Origin of the sequence: Acrocarpospora pleiomorpha (genome assembly GCF_009687885.1) — a bacterium.
In the GTDB taxonomy this organism is placed as follows: domain Bacteria; phylum Actinomycetota; class Actinomycetes; order Streptosporangiales; family Streptosporangiaceae; genus Acrocarpospora; species Acrocarpospora pleiomorpha.
This window is the reverse complement of the sequence record NZ_BLAF01000016.1, coordinates 138,098-157,854: the sequence shown is the minus strand read 5'-3', so window position 1 is coordinate 157,854 and position 19,757 is coordinate 138,098. Positions and strand designations below refer to the sequence as shown.

At 68.1% G+C, this 19,757-nt stretch carries 19 protein-coding genes; 18 read left to right on the top strand and 1 reads right to left on the bottom strand.

Translation table 11 applies throughout. The annotated features are described in order from the left end of the window. Positions 1-25 precede the first annotated feature (25 nt). Together Aple_RS16530 and Aple_RS16525 are read left to right on the top strand one after the other, a co-directional pair. On the top strand, positions 26-1,276 hold the full coding sequence (locus Aple_RS16530) for a cytochrome P450 (RefSeq protein WP_155345480.1): 1,251 nt from the start codon (positions 26-28) through the stop codon (positions 1,274-1,276). After that, positions 1,269-1,457 (top strand): ferredoxin, encoded by a 189-nt coding sequence (locus Aple_RS16525; protein WP_155345479.1) that lies wholly within the window; start codon positions 1,269-1,271, stop codon positions 1,455-1,457. Before Aple_RS16530 ends, Aple_RS16525 begins: the two co-directional genes overlap by 8 nt. Before the next feature lie 12 nt (positions 1,458-1,469). On the opposite strand, the gene Aple_RS16520 is transcribed toward Aple_RS16525, so the two are convergent. Further along, a complete protein-coding gene (locus Aple_RS16520) occupies positions 1,470-2,468 on the bottom strand; it encodes a LacI family DNA-binding transcriptional regulator (protein WP_170321503.1) in 999 nt (332 codons plus the stop codon). A gap of 204 nt (positions 2,469-2,672) precedes the next feature. Between Aple_RS16520 and Aple_RS16515 the strand changes: the two genes are divergently transcribed. The 16 genes from Aple_RS16515 (at position 2,673) to Aple_RS16440 (ending at position 19,747) form a co-directional block, all read left to right on the top strand. After that, positions 2,673-3,992 carry an ABC transporter substrate-binding protein gene (locus Aple_RS16515; protein ID WP_155345477.1) on the top strand — a complete coding sequence of 440 codons (1,320 nt, stop codon included), beginning with the start codon at positions 2,673-2,675 and terminating at the stop codon, positions 3,990-3,992. A 4-nt stretch (positions 3,993-3,996) separates the two neighbouring features. Next, entirely contained in the window at positions 3,997-4,920 is a 924-nt protein-coding gene (locus Aple_RS16510) for a branched-chain amino acid ABC transporter permease (protein ID WP_155345476.1), read from the top strand. Then, a complete protein-coding gene (locus Aple_RS16505) occupies positions 4,917-6,620 on the top strand; it encodes a branched-chain amino acid ABC transporter ATP-binding protein/permease (RefSeq protein ID WP_155345475.1) in 1,704 nt (567 codons plus the stop codon). The genes Aple_RS16510 and Aple_RS16505 overlap by 4 nt, the downstream gene beginning before the upstream one ends. Beyond that, positions 6,617-7,318: an ATP-binding cassette domain-containing protein gene (locus Aple_RS16500; protein ID WP_155345474.1), complete on the top strand. Its 702-nt coding sequence runs from the start codon at positions 6,617-6,619 to the stop codon at positions 7,316-7,318. Before Aple_RS16505 ends, Aple_RS16500 begins: the two co-directional genes overlap by 4 nt. Positions 7,319-7,483: 165 nt before the next feature. Further along, positions 7,484-8,602: a thiolase C-terminal domain-containing protein gene (locus tag Aple_RS16495; RefSeq protein ID WP_218038356.1), complete on the top strand. Its 1,119-nt coding sequence runs from the start codon at positions 7,484-7,486 to the stop codon at positions 8,600-8,602. 10 nt (positions 8,603-8,612) lie between these two features. Next, on the top strand, positions 8,613-9,035 hold the full coding sequence (locus Aple_RS16490; protein WP_170321502.1) for a Zn-ribbon domain-containing OB-fold protein: 423 nt from the start codon (positions 8,613-8,615) through the stop codon (positions 9,033-9,035). Beyond that, positions 9,028-10,554, top strand: coding sequence for an AMP-binding protein (locus Aple_RS16485; protein ID WP_155345471.1), 1,527 nt, complete (start codon positions 9,028-9,030; stop codon positions 10,552-10,554). The genes Aple_RS16490 and Aple_RS16485 overlap by 8 nt, the downstream gene beginning before the upstream one ends. Beyond that, positions 10,482-11,408: an SDR family NAD(P)-dependent oxidoreductase gene (locus Aple_RS16480; RefSeq protein WP_308805507.1), complete on the top strand. Its 927-nt coding sequence runs from the start codon at positions 10,482-10,484 to the stop codon at positions 11,406-11,408. Before Aple_RS16485 ends, Aple_RS16480 begins: the two co-directional genes overlap by 73 nt. A gap of 15 nt (positions 11,409-11,423) precedes the next feature. Continuing rightward, a complete protein-coding gene (locus Aple_RS16475) occupies positions 11,424-12,236 on the top strand; it encodes an N-acyl homoserine lactonase family protein (protein WP_155345469.1) in 813 nt (270 codons plus the stop codon). Positions 12,237-12,297: 61 nt separating this feature from the next. Further along, positions 12,298-13,221: an SMP-30/gluconolactonase/LRE family protein gene (locus Aple_RS16470; protein ID WP_155345468.1), complete on the top strand. Its 924-nt coding sequence runs from the start codon at positions 12,298-12,300 to the stop codon at positions 13,219-13,221. Positions 13,222-13,480: 259 nt separating this feature from the next. Further along, positions 13,481-14,545 carry a sugar ABC transporter substrate-binding protein gene (locus tag Aple_RS16465; RefSeq protein WP_170321500.1) on the top strand — a complete coding sequence of 355 codons (1,065 nt, stop codon included), beginning with the start codon at positions 13,481-13,483 and terminating at the stop codon, positions 14,543-14,545. Between the two features lie 34 nt (positions 14,546-14,579). Continuing rightward, positions 14,580-16,130 (top strand): sugar ABC transporter ATP-binding protein, encoded by a 1,551-nt coding sequence (locus Aple_RS16460; RefSeq protein ID WP_170321499.1) that lies wholly within the window; start codon positions 14,580-14,582, stop codon positions 16,128-16,130. A gap of 5 nt (positions 16,131-16,135) precedes the next feature. Continuing rightward, entirely contained in the window at positions 16,136-17,092 is a 957-nt protein-coding gene (locus Aple_RS16455; protein ID WP_218038355.1) for an ABC transporter permease, read from the top strand. Positions 17,093-17,145: 53 nt separating this feature from the next. After that, on the top strand, positions 17,146-18,042 hold the full coding sequence (locus tag Aple_RS16450) for a dihydrodipicolinate synthase family protein (RefSeq protein WP_155345464.1): 897 nt from the start codon (positions 17,146-17,148) through the stop codon (positions 18,040-18,042). A gap of 52 nt (positions 18,043-18,094) precedes the next feature. After that, on the top strand, positions 18,095-18,778 hold the full coding sequence (locus tag Aple_RS16445; protein WP_155345463.1) for a GntR family transcriptional regulator: 684 nt from the start codon (positions 18,095-18,097) through the stop codon (positions 18,776-18,778). 90 nt (positions 18,779-18,868) lie between these two features. After that, positions 18,869-19,747, top strand: a complete 879-nt coding sequence (locus Aple_RS16440; RefSeq protein WP_218038354.1) for an LLM class flavin-dependent oxidoreductase — start codon at positions 18,869-18,871, stop codon at positions 19,745-19,747. The last annotated feature ends 10 nt before the right edge of the window (positions 19,748-19,757 follow it).

The following is a 19,757-nucleotide window of genomic DNA, read 5'->3' as shown; positions in this document are numbered from 1 at the left end:
GTCATCACACGATTGGGATGAGCATGTGAATACTGCATTGGAATCACTCGACCTCCTCGCACCCGAGGCGATCGCGGACCCCTACTCGTTCCTCGCCGAGACCCGACGCAGACCAGGTCTGACCTGGAGCTCCCGGCACAAGGCATGGGTGGCGACCCGGCACGGTGACGTGACCGCGCTCCTCCGCGATCCCAGGCTCACGGCGAATCGGGTGGGGACCTACCTGCGCAAGCACGGTGAAAGTCCCGGCGCCCAGGCAGCCGCGACCTTCTATCGCGTCGCCCAGGAATGGATGAGCCTCAAGGAGGGCGCCGACCACAGCCGCCTGCGGTCGCTGGTGCAGCGAGCGTTCAGCCCGCGTGTGGTCAAGGACATGGCGAGCCTGGTCGTGGAGCTGTCCGACGAGTTCGTCGACACCTTCCCAGTCGGCGAGCCCTTCGACCTGCTGGAGCGCTTCGCCTTCCCGCTGCCCGCCACGGTCATCGCGGGAATGCTCGGCGTTCCCGTCGAGGACCGTGATCGGTTCAAACAATGGTCCCAGGGACTTTCAGCCCTGGTGTTCGCGGCCAGCGACGTAGCCGACCGGCATGAGTCGGCCGCCCGGGCGACCGACGAACTGTCGGCATATATCGCCGACCTGATCGCCGAGCGGGAGGTCAGCCCACGCGACGACCTGATCTCGCATCTCATCGAAGCGGGCAGCAAGCAGGACAAGCTCACGCATCTGGAGATTGTGGCCCACGCCATCCTGCTCCTGTTCGCCGGCCATGAGACGACGACCAACCTCATCTGCAATTCGGTCGTGGCCCTGCTCGCCAACCCCTCGGCCGCCGACGCGCTGAGGTCTGGCGACGTGGACGCCGGCATGGCCGTCGAAGAGCTGCTGCGCTACGACAGCCCGGCGAAGACCGTCATTCGCGTCGCGCTGGAGGATGTGGAGGTCGCTGGAACGCGGGTGCCGGAGGGGGACCGCATCCTCCTGATCCAGTCCGCGGCCAACCGTGATCCCGGGGTCTTCGCCGACCCCGACGTGCTCGACCTCACCCGCGCGAACGCGGGTGCCCACACGTCCTTCGGGTCTGGTCCGCACTACTGCCTGGGCGCCCCGCTGGCGCGTCTCGAGGCCCGGCTGGCGCTGCCCATCCTGCTGAGACGTACGGAGGGTCTGGCGCTCGCCGGTGACCTGAGCTGGCAGCCGAATCTGCTGACACGCGGCCTCGAACGACTCGACGTCACGATCTCCGGCCTGAAATCGAAGGGGCTCTCGGATGGGTGATGTGGTTCGACCGGTCGTCGACCGCGACGTCTGCGTGGGGGCGGCCAACTGCGTTCGCCTTGCCCCCGACGTGTTCTCCCTGGTCGACGGACAGGGGTACGCAGACCCTGAGGGATCGCCGGACGTGGCGCTGATGAGCCAGGCCATCGACGAATGCCCGGTCTCGGCAATCGAATGCTAGCGGCCTGAAGGGTCAGCGGGACCGGGGGCGTGCGGTGGACTCGCGGACCACGAGTTGCGGAGGGAAGACGAAAGGCTTCTTCGGCGCCGTGCCCCCCTGGATGAGCGATACGGCGAGGACGCCTGCCTGGGTGCCGACGTCCTGCGCCGGGTACCGCACGGTCGTGAGCGGTAGCGAGAAGTCCCGGGCCATGGTGGTGTCGTTGTAGCCGACAACCGACAAATCGTGCGGGACGCGGAGGCCCGCGACCCTGGCCGCCTCGACCAGGCCGAGGGCCATCGAGTCGTTGTGGGCGAAGACCGCGGTGGGGAGTTGGTCGCGCGGTCCGGAGAAGAGCTGCTCACCCAGCCGGCGACCCTCGGCCGCCGTGGCGTGGGCGGCGAAGAGCGTCGGAGCCGACATGACCCCCCGCAGGCCGGCCGCGGTCTCGAAGCCCCTCGCCCGGTTGCGGAAGGTGGCCGCCTCGGGGGGACCCATCAACTGGATCAGCCGGGTGTGCCCGAGGTCGGCGAGGTGGTCGGCGACGAGGGCCGCCCCGCGGACATCGTCACAGCACACCGTGGGGAGCTTGACCGAATCGAGCGTACGGATCGCGAGGACTGTCGGTATCGTCCGAGCGAGACTCGCCATGAGCTCCGCGTCGGCTTCGGTCGCCGCCAGGGAGATGATGGCCTCGACGCGTCGTGCCCGGCACCTTTCGAGGGTCCTCCGGCTGCGCTCCGGTGAGTCCGCGGACTCGGCGATGAGAGCCGTCAGGTCGTTGCGTTCCAGCACGTCGCCGACCGCGCGGAGAACATTGACGATCGCCTCGTTGGCCAGGTCGGGAACGAGGATTCCGACGGTCGAAGAACGCCGGCGGCGCGTGCTGGCGGCCGCCGGGTCGGGCGTGTAGCCGACCTCCTCGGCCGCGCGAATGACACGCAGGCGGGTCGCTTCGGCCACGAGGTGCGACTTGTCGGGGTCCAAAGCCCTCGAGACGGTCGCGGGGTTCAGACCGAGCGACTCAGCCAAGTGCTTCATTGTGAACTGGGCCATCTACTGCGCTTCTCCCGACTCGCTCAGGGACCGTCCCGGAGGCTCTGGGCCGCTTCCGGCCACTGAGTATCACTCTACCAATCAATCAATGCAATCGATTGACATCTCCGGTTTCGTCGCCGTACGGTTCTCGACACTCGGTGGAGCAGACCCACGCAGCACTCCGGAAGGACCCTTCACATGACCATCAATCGACACTCTCGGGGTCTCGACAGGCGACACTTTCTGCAGCTGAGCGGCTTGGTCGTCGGCGGGTCCGCGGTTCTCGCGGCCTGCGGCGACGGTGGCTCCGGTAGCGCGGTGACCGCAGATACCTCGTCCAAGCTCGGAGAATTTCTCCGCATCGACGAGTACGCGGGCAAGGGGACGCAGCTCGACCTCGGCGTCGTGCTGCCGTCTTCCGGCTCTGGTTCGGCCTACGCGTCGGAGATGAAGAACGGCGTCGAACTCGCCGTGGCACAGTTGACCGGTGCCGGCGCCCTGGAGTGGCGTCCCCAGTACAAGGACAACAAGAGTGGCGATCCCCAGGCCGGCATAGACGCGACCAAGGATCTAGGTCTGACGGGCACGCCCGCGATGCTCTGTTCCTACATCGCCGACCTCGGAGCACAGGTGCCAGGGATCGCGCAGTATCAGATGCTGACGCTCGACGGGGCCGGGGGGACGGGAACCTTCGCGCAGTCCAAGCTGTACTTCTACGGCGCTCGCATCATCATCCCCAATGATATCTATCCGGGCGCCTTCCAGTGGTTCAAGCAGGCGCACCCGCAGGTCAAGAGCATCGGTCACCTGACGTGGGACCTCGGCCCGTCCACGACGGAGCTGCTGGACTCCTCGCGCGAGGCGATCACGTCCGCGGGCTTCAGCGCCGCGGCGCATGTGTCGTCGGCGCCGACGAACAGCGACTACAGCGCCCAGATACGCGAGATCGAGTCGTCCGGGGCGAACGCGGTCGTCGTCTCGGTCCTGGACGACGTCAGCATCGCCGCGTTCCTGAAGCAGTACGCGGTGACGGGCCGCAAGGACGTCATCTTCGTCAGCACGACGAACTTCACGCCGAAGACCTACCAGACGGTGGCCGGCTCGGACGCGTTGACGAACTACCACTTCTGCTACGACTACTTCGACGGGACGACGGCGACCAGCGATTTCGGCGCCTACTTCACCCAGGCGTACAAGGACGCGTACAAGACGGACCCGACGAGCCTGTCCGCGAACTTCTACGAGGACACCCTGGTGCTGTGGGAATGCGTGCGCCGGGTCAACGAGAAGGGGGGCGACCCGGGCAAGGGGTCGGAACTTCTGGCCGCGTTCGAGGCGAACCCCGTCTTCCCCAGCGTCTACGGGGGGAGCGGCGCCGAATCGGGCGTGATCTCCTTCGACAAGTCCACACACTCCGTCAGCAAGCGTCCGTCCGGCATCTACACGCAGAAGGACGGCAAGGTGGTCGCCGTGGCCACGTTCGACGTATCGGGTTCCGACTTCCAGCTCGCCGGCTGACATCATGCGCGACACCGTCGGCGCCTTGATCGAGGGGTCCGCCTCTGGCCTCGGCTATGCGCTCTTGGGTGCCTCGTTGATCCTCATCGTCGGCACGACCGGCCGATTCCACTTCGCCATCGGAGTCAACTATCTCCTGGGCGCGTACGCGGCGGTGGCGGCGTCACTGGTCCTGCCGTGGCCGATGGCCGTCGCCACCGGTGTCGTCGTCGGAGGCGTGAGCGGGGCGCTCATCGAGGCGGGCCTGTACGACCGGGTGGAACGTTCCGCCCCAGCGAGCGCGCTGCTTAACATCTTTGTCGTCGCGTTCGCGCTCATGTCCATCGCTGAGGGCGCGTTGCGCCTCCTGCTTTCCAGCGGTGGCGGTGTCCGCAAGGTGAGCGGGTTCAGCGACCAGCAGATCGCACTCCTCGGCGTGACCATGACGAAGCTCAACCTCTGGCAGGTCGCCTACGTCCTCCTCGCGCTCCTGGCGATCCAGCTCCTTCTCGTGACCACGAGTGCGGGCCTGCGGGTCCGCGGTGTCCGCTCGAACCGGGAATTGGCCGCGGTCCACGGGGTGAACCCACGGCACGTGAACGTGCTCGTCTTCGCGCTCGGGTGCGCCGCCGTCGGCGGCCTCGGCGTCTTCGCCGCGCTCCGCACGTCCGCGACGCCGGACATGGGTCTCACTCCGGCCTTCTACGGCTTCGTGATCGCCTTCGTCACCGGGCTCGGGCGTCCCTTCTACCACGCACTCGTCCCGGGGCTCGCGGTCGGAGTCATCGAGCGAATGCTGCTCAACCTCATGAGCCCGGCCCAGACCCAGGTCGCGATCTTCGGGGTGCTGTTCCTGCTTCTGGTCGTCAGAGCGGCGCTGGCCAACCGTTGGTTCGTCGCCCGCGCGACGAGGCGCCGCCCGGCTGTCGGACTAGGAGGAACCGGATGAACTCCCAGATCCAGATAGACGTGGTCAACGCCTGCCTCCTGGCGGGCGTGCTCGCCCTGTCGATCAACCTCCTGCTCGGCTACACCCGCCACATCTCAGTGGCGCACGCCGCGTTCGCCGGGGTGGGTTCGTACGCGGCCACGTGGATCTCCATCCACCAAGGGCTTCCCTTCCTGACGTGTGTCGCGATCGGCACGGGCCTGGCGCTCGTCTCCGGTCTCCTGGTCGGACTCCCGTCCCTCGGGCTCGCGGACGAGTTCCTCATCCTGCTCACGCTCTGTACCGGAGCCCTGTTCACCGGGGTCGTGACGAGTGCCCCCGACCTTGGTGGCGCGTACGGTCTCCTCGGCATCGAGCAGGTGACCGTGGCCGGTAGCACCCTCCTGCGGCCGTCCGACTGGCTGCCCTACCTGATCCTGGCGTTCGGGTGCGTGCTCGCGGTCTGCTGGTATCTCACGCGATCACCCTATGGACGCCGGCTGCGGGCCGTGGGGGACGAGCCTACGGCGGCCAGTGCCCTGGGCATGCCAGTCCAGCTCCTCCGGCTGCAGGTATTCGCGCTGGCGGCCGGCCTGGCCGGGTTCGCCGGAGCGATCAGCGCCTACTACAACCAGGTGACCTCGCCCGCGATGTGGAGCTTCAACCAGACGCTCCTGATCATCATCATGGTCATCGTCGGCGGATCGGGAACGCTGGCCGGCCCGTGCTTGGGGGCCGTCGTGATAACCGTCCTGCCACGCGCGCTTCAGTTCGCCGGCATGCCTCCGGACCGGGCCGGCATCTACAGCCAGATCATCTTCGCTGTCCTGCTCATCGGGATGATCCTGGTGCGTCCGGGCGGACTGATCGGCCGCAGACCTGGGTCTCGCATCGTGTCGAACGTTTTCGCCGCCGCGGGCACCGGTTCGGGGCTGAGCCGCTCGGCCCCTCGCGCCCGTGCCCTGGAGGTACGAGCCGAGGGCCTCACCAAACATTTCGGCGGGGTGGCCGCACTCGACGGAGTCACGATCGTGTTGCCCCGGCAACAGATCTCAGCGCTCGTCGGCCCCAACGGCGCGGGGAAGACGACGCTGTTCAACGCGCTGACCGGCTTTCTTCCGGTGGAAGGCGGCCGGGTGTTCATCGGTGATACGGACGTGACCATGAAGTCGCCGGCGTACCGCGCGCGTCTGGGGCTCGTCCGCTCCTTCCAGGACGTGCGGTCGTTCGCGACGATGTCGCCACTTGACAGCGTGACGGTGGCCGTTCCCGCCCGCCGGGGCTCTGATCTGACCAGCGGCCTGCTGCGCCCGCGAGCCACCCGGCGAGGGGAGAGGTCGTCCCGGGAGGCCGCGCGTTACTGGCTCGAGTACGTCGGCGTCGACGCCGACGATCTTCGCCCCACCGGGGACCTGTCGTTCGCGGAGCAGAAGCTGGTCGCCCTGGCTCGCACGCTCGCGTCTGGAGCGGAGGTGCTGCTGCTGGACGAACCGCTCAGCGGAGTCGACGGGAGATGGGTGGAAACGATCATGGATCTGCTTGAGCGGCTTCGGGAAGACGGCCACACCATCTGCATCGTCGAGCACAGCCTCCACGTGGTGAGCCGGCTGGCCACGCAGGTCTTCTTCATGGAGGCGGGAGCGCTGACCGCTACCGGCACGGTCGAGGAACTGCTCGGCCGGCCGGAGTTCGTCGACAGTTACTTCGGGGCGGCATCATGACGGGCCCACCCCTGTCCTGTGACCAGCTCTGCGCCGGGTACGGACGCAAGCGAGTCCTGCACGAGGTGACGATCAGGGCCCTGGGCGGCCGGGTTCTCGCCGTCCTGGGGCACAACGGCGCCGGCAAGACGACCCTTCTCAAGACCATGGCCGGTCTCATGAAGCCGCAGGCGGGCCAGGTCACCTGCGCGGCGGGGTCCACCACCGCGGCTCTCCGGTCGGGCTTCACGACGTTCGTACCGTCCGAGCGGTTCGTCTACCCCGACTTGACCGTCGAGGAGAACCTTCTGCTCGCCACGCCGGCTCGGTCACGGAGAGACGCGCCGGACCGGATGGCGCGAGCATTCGACTACTACCCGGTGCTCGCGCACCGGCGCCACACCAGGGCTGGTCTCTTCAGCGGTGGCCAGCAGCGAATGCTCAGCATCGGAATGGCACTCATGCGCGCGCCCTCGGTGCTGCTCCTCGACGAGCCGTCACTCGGCTTGGCGCCGGCCGTTCAGGACCACCTCTTCGCCTCCGTCCGCCGGCTCGCGAGCCAAGAATCCCTGGCAGTGGTCCTCGTCGAGCAGAACGTGACAAAAGCGCTCGGCGTCGCTGACGAGGTGATCGTGCTCCGTGCCGGACGGACGGTGCACAGCGGCGCGGCCCACGAACTCAGCGGACTCGACCGCACCCAGTGGTGGGAACTGTTTTAGCCGCTGCGGAATGCAATCGATTGACATGCCAAGAGGCCGGAACCTAGGCTCCTCAACCAGAGGGTCGGGAAAGGCGAAAGCGAGAGATTCTCAGTGCCAGATCAACGCATTGCCATCGTCGGGGTGGGCCAGACCACCATTTGGCCCAGAGGCCAGTCAGCGCCCTTGACCGAGATCGACCTCACGTGCCAGGCGCTGATGTCGGCCTGCGACGACGCGGGAATCGCCGTCACCGATGTGGACGGCTTCGCGTTCTACCGCGGCGGGGTTGACGCCGGTCTGCTGGCCCAGACCCTCGGCATCCGCGAGATCACGTTCTGCGCGTCCCTGTCCGGTGCCGGTGGGGGGTCGGCCGGCTCATTGGGACTCGCCGTCGCGGCGATCCAGTCGGGGATGGCCACGGTCGTGGCCTGCCCGATGGCGTTCCAGCAGATCGGCACGCGGTTCGGCGCCGCCTACGCGCGTGACGGCGTCGGGGGCGGCCCCCTGTACAACCACGCGTCGCCCGAGGACGACTACCTCAGACCCGCCGACCTCGTGGCGCCGGCCCAGATGTTCGGGCTGATCGCTCAGCGCCACATGCACAAGTACGGGACGACGAGGGAGGCGTTCGCGGAGGTCGCGATCACCTTCCGTGACAACGCGCGCAAGACGCCGGGCTCGTTGATGACGAAGCCGATGACCCGCGCGGACTACTTCAACGCACGGATGATCAGCGACCCCATCTGCCTCTTCGACTGCTGTGTCGAGTCAGAGGGCGCGGGTGTCGTCCTGGTGACGTCGCTGGAGCGAGCGAGAGATCTCAAGAAGACGCCCGTCGAGCTGCTCGCGTCGGTTCACGGCGGGGAAGGCGACTGGGGGCAAGGGATCATGTGGCTGAACATGCCGGACGAGATCTTCTCCTCGTCGGGTCATCGCGGGATCGCGAAGCGGATGTATGAGAGCGCCGGCATCAAGCCGGCCGACGTCGATGTGGCGATGATCTACGACCACTTCGCACCGATGGTCCTCCTGCAATTGGAGGACTACGGATTCTGCGCGATCGGCGAGTCGAACGACTTCGTCCTGGACGGGAACATCCGGATGGACGGCGCGATCCCCGTGAACCCCAACGGTGGCCAGCTGTCGAACGGCTATCTGATCGGCTTCAGCCTGGTCACCGAGGCCGTGCGGCAGGTTCGCGGCGAAGGCGCCAACCAGGTCGCCGGCGCGGAGGTGGCGTTGGTGACCGGTGGCCCCGCCGCGCTGCCGGTGAGCGGTTCTCTCCTGCGGGCGGTGCGCTGACATGGAGACGATGGAGCGACTCGCTCAGCTCGGGCTCTACCCGACGAAGGACACGCTTCCCTTCTGGGAGGCATTGCTCGCCGGTTCGCTCGTCGCGTGCCAGTGCGCGAACTGCGGCCGATTTCGCCAGCCTCCGTCCGGATTTTGTCCGGGGTGTCAGCACTCTGCCGTCCGCTGGCAGCGTTCGAACGGGGCCGGGGTCATTTACTCCTTCACCTGGGCTCGCCACGGATTCACCCCGGATCTTCGCGACCGGGTGCCGTACGCCATCGCGCTCGTCGAACTCGACGACGCGCCGGGAATCCGTCTCATCGCCAACATCCTGGACGCCGAGGAGGGCCAGGTGGCGATTGCCGCGAAGGTCGTGGCCGACCACCGGAACGCGGCGGACGCACGGATCGACTTCGTCCTGTCGGGAACCGCCGATGTCTGAGGTGAACACGCTGGTCACCCTGCTCGAGTCCGCCGCGGCGGGTCCTGGAAGCGTCACGTTCGTCGGCGGCGGACCGATTCCCTGGCAGGACGTTCTTTCCAGGGCCAGGACGACTGCCGGTCAGCTGGAGAACCTCGGGGTCGCCCCGGGCGACCGCGTCGCCGTCATGCTGCCGAACTCCGCGGAGTTTCTCGACGTTTTCTTCGGTGCCGTGGTCGCGGGAGCGATCCCGCTCCCGATCACTGTGGACTATCGCGGACCGATGCTCACGCGGGTCATGGAGGTCGCGGAACCGAAGCTGGTCGTCGTCGGCTCGGACGCCGGCATTCCCGCGGAACTGGCGGGAACTCCGACGATCGCGATGAGCGAGCTGCGGCGTCTACCGGGGGCCGCGTCCGCCGGCCGGGCGTTGCCGAGACCGGACGACGCCGCGGTCCTCATGCTCACCTCCGGGACCACGTCCGGACGCTCCAAGGTGGTCGTCTACAGCCACCGGTCCGCGCTGCAGTTCGCCGCGGCGACCGTCCGGTGCATGCCGTACGGGCCGGGAGATGTCATCTACACCTGCCTGCCGCTCGTGCACGGGGCCGCGCTCATGTGCGACCTCTTCGGATCGCTCATGTCTGGCGCCTCGATAGTGGTCGCCGAGCGCTTCAGCGCGTCGAGGTACTGGGACGAGATCGTGGCGCACCGGGCCACGGTGGCCAGCACCCTGGGCACCATCACGCAGATTCTCGTGCAAGCACCGGTCAGCGACAAAGAGCGCCGGCACGGGCTACGCGTGGTTCGCCGCTCGGGCGTCACGGCTGAACTCACGCGTGAGTTCGAGGACAGGTTCGCGGTGAGTACCACTGAGATGTACGGCCTCACCGACGTGGGTCTGATCACCGGGCTGCCCGCCGGCGTGCGCAGGCTGGGCTCCTGCGGGTCCCTGTTCGACGAATGGGAGGCCGAGTTGCGCGACCCCTCGGGCATGGTGGTCCAGGACGGCGATGCCGGCCAGCTGTTCGTCCGGCCCGCAGGGGCGGGCACGCTTCCCCTGGGCTACCTGGATGACCAGCCGTCTTTCGGCGCCGCGCTGGTCGACGGCTGGTTCCAGACCGGCGACGTGCTCGTTCGGGACGGCGACGGGTTCTATGCCTTCGTCGGCCGCGTCAAGGACGTCATCCGCCGAGCGGGCGAGAACATCGCGCCGGCCGACGTCGAATACATCCTGATCCAGCACCCTGACGTCGCGGAGGTCGCCGTTTACGCGGTGCCCAGCCACCTCGGCGAAGACGAGGTCATGGCGGCGGTAGTGCTCAAGCGGGGAGTGCTCGACGCTCCCGCGCTCCGCGCGTTCTGCGCGGACCGGCTGCCCTACTTCTCAGTGCCTCGTTACTACCGGGGGCTACCGCGGTTACCCCGGACGGTGACGCAGAAGGTACAGGTCCAGACGTTGCGCTCGTGGGGGATCTCGCCCGACACGGTCGACACCGGCTCGACATCCCGATCCGCCACGCGAAAGGCAGAACAGTGAGTCAGGCAACACCAAGGGTCGCGGCCGTCACCGGAGGGGCGAGCGGTATCGGCCTCGGGATCGTGAGACGACTCGTCGCGGACGGATGGAAGGTGGTCGCGGGAGACATCAACGCCGTCACGCTGAATGAGGCGTTCGGCGACTCCGACGAGGAGAACGTCGTCGGAGTCAGCTGCGACGTCAGCGTGGAGAGCCACGTGGCCCGCCTCGTGGAGACCGCGGTCGAGCGATTCGGCCGGCTGGACTGCATGGTGAACAACGCCGGGATCTCCGGCGCGTTCGGCCCCATCCACGAGCTCGACGTGGCTCACTGGGACTTCACGTTCGGCGTTCTGGCACGGGGAGTGTTCCTCGGCACGAAGCACGCCACCCGCCAGTTCCTGGCCCAGGGCGGCGGGGGCTCGATCGTGAACATGTGCTCGATCGCCGCCTGGGACGGCGGGACCGGTCCGCAGGCGTACTCGGCGGCCAAGGCGGCCGTGCAGAACCTGACGTGGAGCACCGCCGCCGAGCTCGCAGAGCATCGTATCCGCGTGAACGCGGTCGCTCCGGGGTCGGTCATCACGCCGATGTGGATGAAGGGGCGAGACCAGAGTGACGTCGACCGTGCGCTCCAGTTGCAGCCTCTCAAGGAACCGACGACGAGCGAGCACGTCGCCGAGGCCGTGGCCTTCCTCGCCGCCCCCGAGCCCGCGATGATCACCGGCACGTGCGTCGCCGTGGACGGCGGCATCTCGGCGGCCGGGACCGACCTCGCCCGTCGCCTCGGAAACAACCCGGGCGACCTGAAGATCTCGGGACTCAACATGGGAACGTCCGGGACGAAGTCCGTCGTCAACGTTCTCGGCGACTGAAAAGAAGGACATCTGATGAGCAGTGGTATTCGCGTCTACCCGTTGAGTCTCGGCGAGCTGACCAATGACGTGGGGCTCCCACTGTACTTGGGTGGCCTCGCGATGCCGAGTGATCCCGAGCACGCGGCCGCGATGTGCACCCAGTCCATGAGTGCGTACGTCATCGAGCACCCGAAGGCAGGCCCGATCCTGTTCGACACGGGCGTCGCGCCCGAGCGCGAGGGACTGTGGCCGAAGGAGTCGATCGAGCTGGCGTCGCCGTCGCTCTACGAGCCGGAGCACCGGCTCGACAACGCGCTGAACGCGGCCGGCTTCGAGCTGTCGGACATCAAGGCGGTCGTGATCAGCCACCTGCACATGGATCACGGCGGCGGCCTGGAGTTCTTCCGGGGTACGAACGTGCCGGTGTTCGTCCACGAGACCGAGCTCAAGAACGCTTTCTACAACGTGGCGACGGGTGAGGACTTCGGTCCCTACCTTCCCCACTACATCGACCCGACGTTCAACTGGGTCCCCATTCACGGTGCGAAGTGGGACCTCTTCCAAGGGATCACCCTCTACCAGATGTCCGGCCACGCCCATGGGCTCCTCGTGCTGCGCGCGGAGTTGCGGAACCACGGCCACTGGATCTTCGCGAGCGACCAGTTCCCGCTCCGGCGGAACTACGAGGAACCGATCCCGCAGGGCTGGATCATGCGGGACCACCCCGGCTGGTGGCGCAGCTGGCGGTTCACCAAGAGCCTGGAGCAGCGTTTCGACGCGCGAATCGTCTTCGGGCACGACAAGGACGAATTCGCCAAAATCTGCTCGCAGCGCTTCTACGACTGAGTTTCTCGAAGCAACCGCCACGGCCCGCGGTTCGTACAACCAAGCGACAGGAGATGTGATCATGACGGCCTTTGACTTGTTCGTTCCTCCCATCACGGAGCTCGCCGAGAGCCCGATCTGGGACGTCGACGAGCAGCGCCTCTACTGGGTGGACAGCACCGGGGGCGCCATCTACCGCACTGACGGCGCCGGCGGGAACATACAGGTGTGGAAGATGCCGGGCATGGTCGGCGCGATCAGCCTCCGTGTTGCCGGCGGAGCCCTGGTGACTCTGGACGACGGCATCTACACCTTCGACTTCGAGAGCTCTGAGCTCACCAAACTCGTCGATCCGGAACCGTCCACGGCATCGAGGCTCAACGACGGCAAGGTCGACCGGCAGGGTCGCTTCATCACGGGAACCATGAGCTATGCCTTGATCAATCCGAGCACGAACTGGCTCGTCGGGAAGATCGAAACCGGATGCTCGCTGTACCGGCTGGATCCGGACCTGGTGGTGAAAACGGTCCACTCGAACATCGGCATCACGAACGGGCCGTGCTTCAGCCCCGACGGAGCGACGATGTACTGCTCCGACAGCTGGGCGGACGAGATCTACGCATTCGACTACGACACCGCGACCGGTGAGCTGAGCGGGCAGCGGGTCTTCGCCTCCTACGTGGACGACAAGGGCGTCACGGGGCAGGGGCAGCCCGACGGCGGAACGGTCGACGCCGAGGGGTATGTGTGGAGCGCCACTGTCTACGGCGGCGAGATCCGGCGGTACGCACCCGACGGGACGCTTGACCGGCGGATCCAGACACCCGTGCTGAAGCCGACGAGCGTGACCTTCGGCGGTGCCGACCTCGATGTCCTGTTCGTGACCACGATGGCCAACCCGGACCTCCCGGTGCCCTACCCGAAGGACGGGCCGCTCGCGGGCAGCGTCTTCGCCGTGCGCGGACTCGGCGTCACGGGAGTGCCGCAGGGGCGGTTCCGGGGTTAGGCGTTATTCGCCGCCGTACTCGACGAGGTGTCGGGTGGCCGCTTCGAGTGGGGAGTGGCCGGTGGCGAGGTGAGCGCGGACCACCGGTGGCGCAGGTGGTGAGGGGTGAGTCGGTCATGTACCGCTCCTCCTGGGAGGCGACGTGGCGGAGTCGTTGACGGGACAGTTGCAGTGTGACATTGTACTGCAACCCCCGTCGAGGGCACCGAGGAAAGAATCCGTCGAGGTCGTCGACATGCCACCACCTTGTGAGGTGCCCGTGCCAGAAAGTCCACTTCGCCGCACTGGTCTCGCGGTTCTCGCGGCGGCTGCGCTCAGCCTCTCGCTGGCCGCCTGCAACTCTGATGTCACCGGTTCCCAGGCGGCGAGCTCGGGTGCCGCGGAGCAGGCCAAGCACACCGGCCCGGTACGGATAGCGCTGCTGGCGGCGTCCAGCCAGAACGGCTTCAGCAAGGCCGTCTATGACGGCGCGGTCGCGCAGGCGAAGAAGCTCGGCGACGTCGAGGTGACCATCTTCGACGGCAAATTCGACAGCCAGACGCAGTTCAACCAGTTGCAGAACGTGTCAGGCCAGGGCAAGTTCGACGGCATCGTCATCGTGCCCAACGACAACGTCGGCATCGCGGCGGCGGTTCCGGCCGCGGCCCAGGCGAAGATTCCGGTCGTGACGGTCCTGTTCCCCATCGGACCCGACCTGACCGAGATGACCCCCCAGGTGCCCGGCGTCGTCTCCACCGTCGCCTCGAACGCCGAGACCGACGCCAAGGCGCAGGCCGAAGGCGTGGCGGCGTACTGCGAGGGGAAGAACCCCTGCAATGTCGCGATCTTGATCGGCCAGCTGCAGTTCCCGTTCGACAACCTGCGGCACAAGGCGTACCGGTCGGTCCTCGACCAGCACAGCAACATCAAGGTCGTCGCGACCGGTCAGGGCAACTACGACCGCGACACGTCGCTGAAGGCGATGCAGAACATCCTCCAGGCGAATCCGAAGCTCGACGCCGTGCTCTCGAACGCCGACCAGCAGACCACCGGCGCGCAGATCGCGCTGGAGAGCGCGGGGCTGGATCTCTCGAAGATGTACGTCACCGGCGCCGGCGGCAACACCGAGGCGATCAAGCAGGTGCGGGCCGGCAAGTGGGCCGCCGACCTCGCGAACTTCCCGGTCAGCATGGGTAGCGCCGCGCTGGATCAGGCGGTGAACGCGGTGCGGGGCAAGCCGGTGACCCCGGTCGTCGACGCCAACAAGCTGGGACCCGTGCCGGTCATCGTCACCAAGGAGATTCTCGACCAGTACCCCGATTTCTCCGGCGAATGGTCCGACTGACCCGGCCGGCGAGATGACCAGAGGAGGTGAAGGCGTGGCCGCGGCGCAGCAGTCCGTAGAACCAGCCGTATCCGTACGCGATCTATCCAAGCGATTCGGGTCCACCCAGGCGCTGAGCGCGGTCACGCTCTCGTTCGCCCGGGGCGAGGTGCACGGCCTGGTCGGCGAGAACGGCGCCGGCAAGTCGACCCTGGGCAAGATGATCGGCGGCCTGTACCACCCGGACACGGGTGAGCTGGACGTGTTCGGCAATCGGGTACGGCGCTGGGACATCAAGCGCGCCCAGGACGCGGGCGTCGTCCTCATCGCCCAGGAGCTGTGCCTGGTGCCCGCCCTCACCGTCGCGCAGAACGTCTTTCTCGGACGGGAGAGGCGCACGTTCGGCGTGCTGCACTCCGGTCTGGAACGGCGCTACCAGGAGCTCGAGCGGGTATGCCGCTTCGGACTGCCGCCGGACGTGCCCGTCGACCGGCTGTCGATCGCCGACCAGCAGAAGGTCGAGATCATGCGCGCGCTCGCCCGCGACGCGCGCGTCATCGTGATGGACGAGCCGACGTCCTCGCTCACCGCCGACGAGACGACCCGGCTGCACGACATCATCGGCTGGCTCAAGTCGCGCGGCACCACGATCATCTATGTCACCCACTTCCTGGAGGACGTGCTGGCGCACTGCGACCGGGTGACCGTGATGCGCGACGGCAGGGTCATCCGCACCGCGGACACCGCGCGGGAGACGAAAGCGAGTCTCGTCGAGGCCATGCTCGGAGAGCCCGCCGACATGCTGCTCCCCGAACGGCCGCCGGAACCCGGTGGCGCGCCGCTGGTCGAGATGCGCGACGTCTACAGCGGCGAGGCTGTACGCGGTGTGTCGCTGACGGTCAGACCGGGCGAGATCGTCGGCCTGGCCGGTCTGGTCGGCAGCGGCCGGACCGAGATCGCCAGAGTGCTGTTCGGCTGTGAGCCGGCCGACTCGGGCCGGATCGCCTTCCGCGGCGAGGAGGTCCGCGCCGCCTCGGCGAGGGCCTCCATCGCGCGGGGCATGGCGATGATCCCCGAAGACCGGCGAGCGCAGGGCCTGGTCCTGACGCGGCCCGCGTTCGAGAACGTGACGCTGCCCCACCTCGGCGGATTCTCCCGGATGGGGGTGCTCGCGCGTCGGGCCGAGCGGGCGGCGGTCGAGGAGCTCTTCGAGCGGCTCGGGGTGCGCCCGCGCCAGGTCGACGGCGACATCTCCGTCTACTCGGGCGGCAACCAGCAGAAGGTCCTCTTCGCCAAGTGGTTGCTGGGCCGGCCGGAGTTCCTGATCCTTGACGAGCCCACGCGCGGCGTCGACGTCGGCGCCAAGGCCCGCATCTACCAGCTCATCGTCGACATCGCCACGTCGGGCACCGGAGTCCTGCTCATCTCCTCCGAACTCGAGGAGGTGGTCGGGCTGAGCCACCGCGTCTACCTGGTCCGGCACGGCTCGCTCATCGGCGAGGTGGCGGCCGCCGAGACCTCGGTGGAGGTCCTGCTGCAGCGGCTGTTCGGCGTCGGCGACACCCCCACGACCAGCACACCTTCCGGCAACGGGGAGGACCAATGAAGAGCATGTCCGCAACGCCGGAGTCGTCGGCCGCCCAGGTGCTGCCCTTTGTCCGCCGGTACGCGGTCCTGATCCTGCTCGTCGCGTTGTTCGTGACGCTGAGCGTGTCGACCTCGTCGTTTCTGACCCTGACCAACCTGATCAACATCCTCAACCAGAACGCACCGCTGGCGATCATCGCCGTCGCGGGCACCCTGGTCGTCATCTGCGGCGGCTTCGACCTGTCGACCGGCGCCATTTTCAGCGTCGCCGCCGTCGTCGCGGCGTGGGTCGCGGTTCGCCTGGGCAACCCCGCGCTGGGCCTGCTCTCGGCGCCCGTCGTCGGGGCGATCCTCGGTCTGATCAACGGGCTCGCGATCACCCGCCTCAAGATTCACTCGTTCCTGGCGACGCTGGCCTCGAGCCTGGTCTACGGCGGCCTGGCCGTGCTCATCACCGGAGGCTTCCTGATCAGCGTCGACGACGGTTCGTTCACGGCGCTGGGCCGGGGTGGCGTCGGTCCCGTCTACTACGCCGTGATCATCCTTGGCGTCTTCGCGCTGGTGTCCGGGTTTCTGCTTAACTACACCACCTTCGGCCGGTACGTACTGTCGGTCGGCGGCAACCCCGAGGCGGCCGAACTCTCCGGTATCCGGGTGGACCGGGTCAAGCTGTACACGTTCCTCTACAGCGGTCTGGCGGCCGGGATCGCCGCGGCCATCGGCGTGTCCCGCATCGGCAGCGGCCAGCCCCAGGCCGGAACCGGCCTGCAACTGCTGGCCATCGCCGCCGTCATCCTCGGCGGCACCAGCATCTACGGCGGCATCGGCGCGATCTGGCGGTCCGTGTGCGGCGTGTACCTGCTGGCCCTCATCGACAACGGGTTCGACATCCTCAACGCCAACCCGTTCTTCAAAGATCTGACGACCGGTGTCGTCATCCTCGCCGCCGTCGCGTTGAGCGCGACGAGGAGAGGCCGATGACCACGGGCACCGCGCCCGGGTCGGGTATTTCGCAATCAATGATGGGAGCAACCATGCAAGCGCGACTGAAGCCCTGGCACGGCGTGCTGGTGGCCACGGCGCTGCCGATGGACGACCGGCTCGACGTCGATCTCGAGCGTTACGCCGAGCACATCCGGTGGCTCGCCGCCGAAGGCTGCCACGGCGTCACCCCGAACGGGTCACTGGGGGAGTACCAGACCCTCACCGACGACGAGCGCCGCTCGGTCGTGCGCGCGGCCCTCGACGCCGCCCCTGACGGTTTCACCGTGATGCCCGGCATCGCCGCGTACGGCGCCCTGGAAGCGCGCCGGTGGGCCGAGGACGCGGCCGAGGCCGGCTGCCCGGCGGTGATGCTCCTGCCTCCGAACGCCTACCGGGCCGACGAGCGCGCCGTCGTCGACCATTACCGGGAGGTCGCGAAGGTCGGCGTACCGGTGGTCGCCTACAACAATCCCATCGACACCAAGGTCGATCTCTCCCCGGCCCTGCTCGCCCGGCTGCACGCCGAGGGCCTCATCGCAGGTGTCAAAGAGTTCTCCGGCGACGTCCGGCGGATCTACCAGATCGCCGAGCTCGCCCCGGACCTGGACGTTCTCGCCGGTTCCGACGACGTCACCCTGGAACTGGTCATCGCCGGGGCACCGGGCTGGATCTCGGGATACCCGAACGCGCTGCCGCGCTCCTGCGTGGAGCTGTTCGACGCGGCCGCCGCGGGCGACCTGGCCACGGCCCTTCCGCTGTACCGGTTGCTGCACCCGCTCCTGCGCTGGGACTCGAAGGTCGAGTTCGTGCAGGCGATCAAGCTGTCGATGGACATCGTGGGGCGCTATGGCGGGCCGTGCCGGCCTCCGCGCGCGCCGCTGACCGGCGAGCAGGAGCGCGCCGTGCGGGAAGCCACGGAGCGGGCGGTCGCCGCCGGGTGCCGGTAGCTCGTGTCAGCATGGTCCGGGGAGATCCCGTGCGGCTTGAGAAAGGTGCGTCATGGCGGAGTCGTTGGATCTGCCGATCCTGGCGGTGCGGCGCAGCGTGCGCGACCAGGTCGCGCATGCCCTGCGCGCGGCGCTCGTCGCCGGTCAGATGCGGCCCGGCGAGGTCTACTCCGCGCCCGCCCTGGCCGCGCAGTTAGGTGTGTCGGCCACGCCGGTCCGGGAGGCGATGCTCGACCTGGTCAAGGAGGGCCTCGTCGAGACGGTGCGCAACCGGGGCTTCCGGGCCACCGAGCTGTCCGACCAGGAGCTCGACGACATCACCGAGATACGGCAGCTGCTCGAAGTGCCCACGACGGTGAGGGCGATCGGCGTCGCGACCGCCGACGACCTGGCCCGGCTGCGGCCGATGGCGCAGCGAATCGTCGACGTCGCGCAGCAAAAAGACCTGATCGCCTACATCGAGGACGACCGCCGGTTCCACCTGGAACTTCTCGCGCTGGCGGGCAACGCGGAGCTGGTCTCGCTGGTCGGCGAGCTGCGGGCTCGGACCCGGCTGTTCGGGCTCACCCGGCTCGCCGAGACCGGCGAGCTGAACGCCTCGGCGCTGGAGCACATCCAGATGCTCGACCTCATCGCGGCCGACGACCGCGATGGCCTCGAACGGTTGATCGAAGCCCACATCGGTCACGTGCGCGGCAGCTGGGCGGGCCGGGAAGAGCGTCCCCGGCGCCCCTAGCTCGTATCCACCTTCCGGCGACCGGTCGAACAGAGACGACGGGCCGTCATGTCGGCGCGCCCTTCGCCACCATCGAATGGAGAAAGCCCGTTGCTCGCCCTCTCGGCTCTCGTCCTTCCGGACCGTGATCCACCCGTCGCCTTCATCGCCGACGTCCAGCAGGCCGAGGCCGCAGGACTGCGTACGGTATGGACTTACGACCACCTGACCTGGCCGGCGCTGCGGGAACGGCCCTGGTACGCCAGCGTGCCGCTGCTGGCCGCGGCCGCGGTCGCCACCAGCCGCGTGCGGCTGGGCACCCAGGTGGCGACTCCGAACTTCCGGCATCCGGTCACCTTCGCCAAGGAGATCATGACGCTCGACCGGATCAGCGGCGGCCGGCTCGACATCGGCGTCGGCGCGGGCAGCGAGGGTCCGGACGCGCTCGTCCTCGGGGACCCGCCGCGGGACCGCCGCGAACGCGCCGAGCGGTTCGCCGAGTGGCTCCGCCTGCTCGACCAGCTGCTCACCCAGCCGGTGACCACTGTGCGGGGGGAGCGTTTCAGCGCCGTCGACGCCCACCAGATCCCCGGCTGCGTCCAGCGTCCTCGCGTGCCGCTGACCGTGGCCGCCGCCGGTCCGCGGGCGTTGCGATCGGCCGCGCGGTTCGGCCAGGCGTGGGTCACCTACGGCCCCTACGGGGGACAGGTCGACCCGGAATCCTGGTTCCGGGGCATCGGCGACCAGAGCGCGGCGCTGACCCGGGAACTCGAGGTCGCCGGCAGGGCGGCGACATCCGTGCGGCGCATAGTCCAGCTCGCGCTGGACGTGAGGTGGCCGTTCGAGAGCGCCGCCAGGTACGCGGACTTCCTCGGCCGCCTGTCGGCGATGGGATTCGACGAGGTCAGCGTGCACTGGCCGCGTGCCGACGACGGGCGCGGGCTGCCGGCGGGCGTTCTCGGGCCGGTGCTCGCCGCGCACGGGCTGTGACATTTCTCAG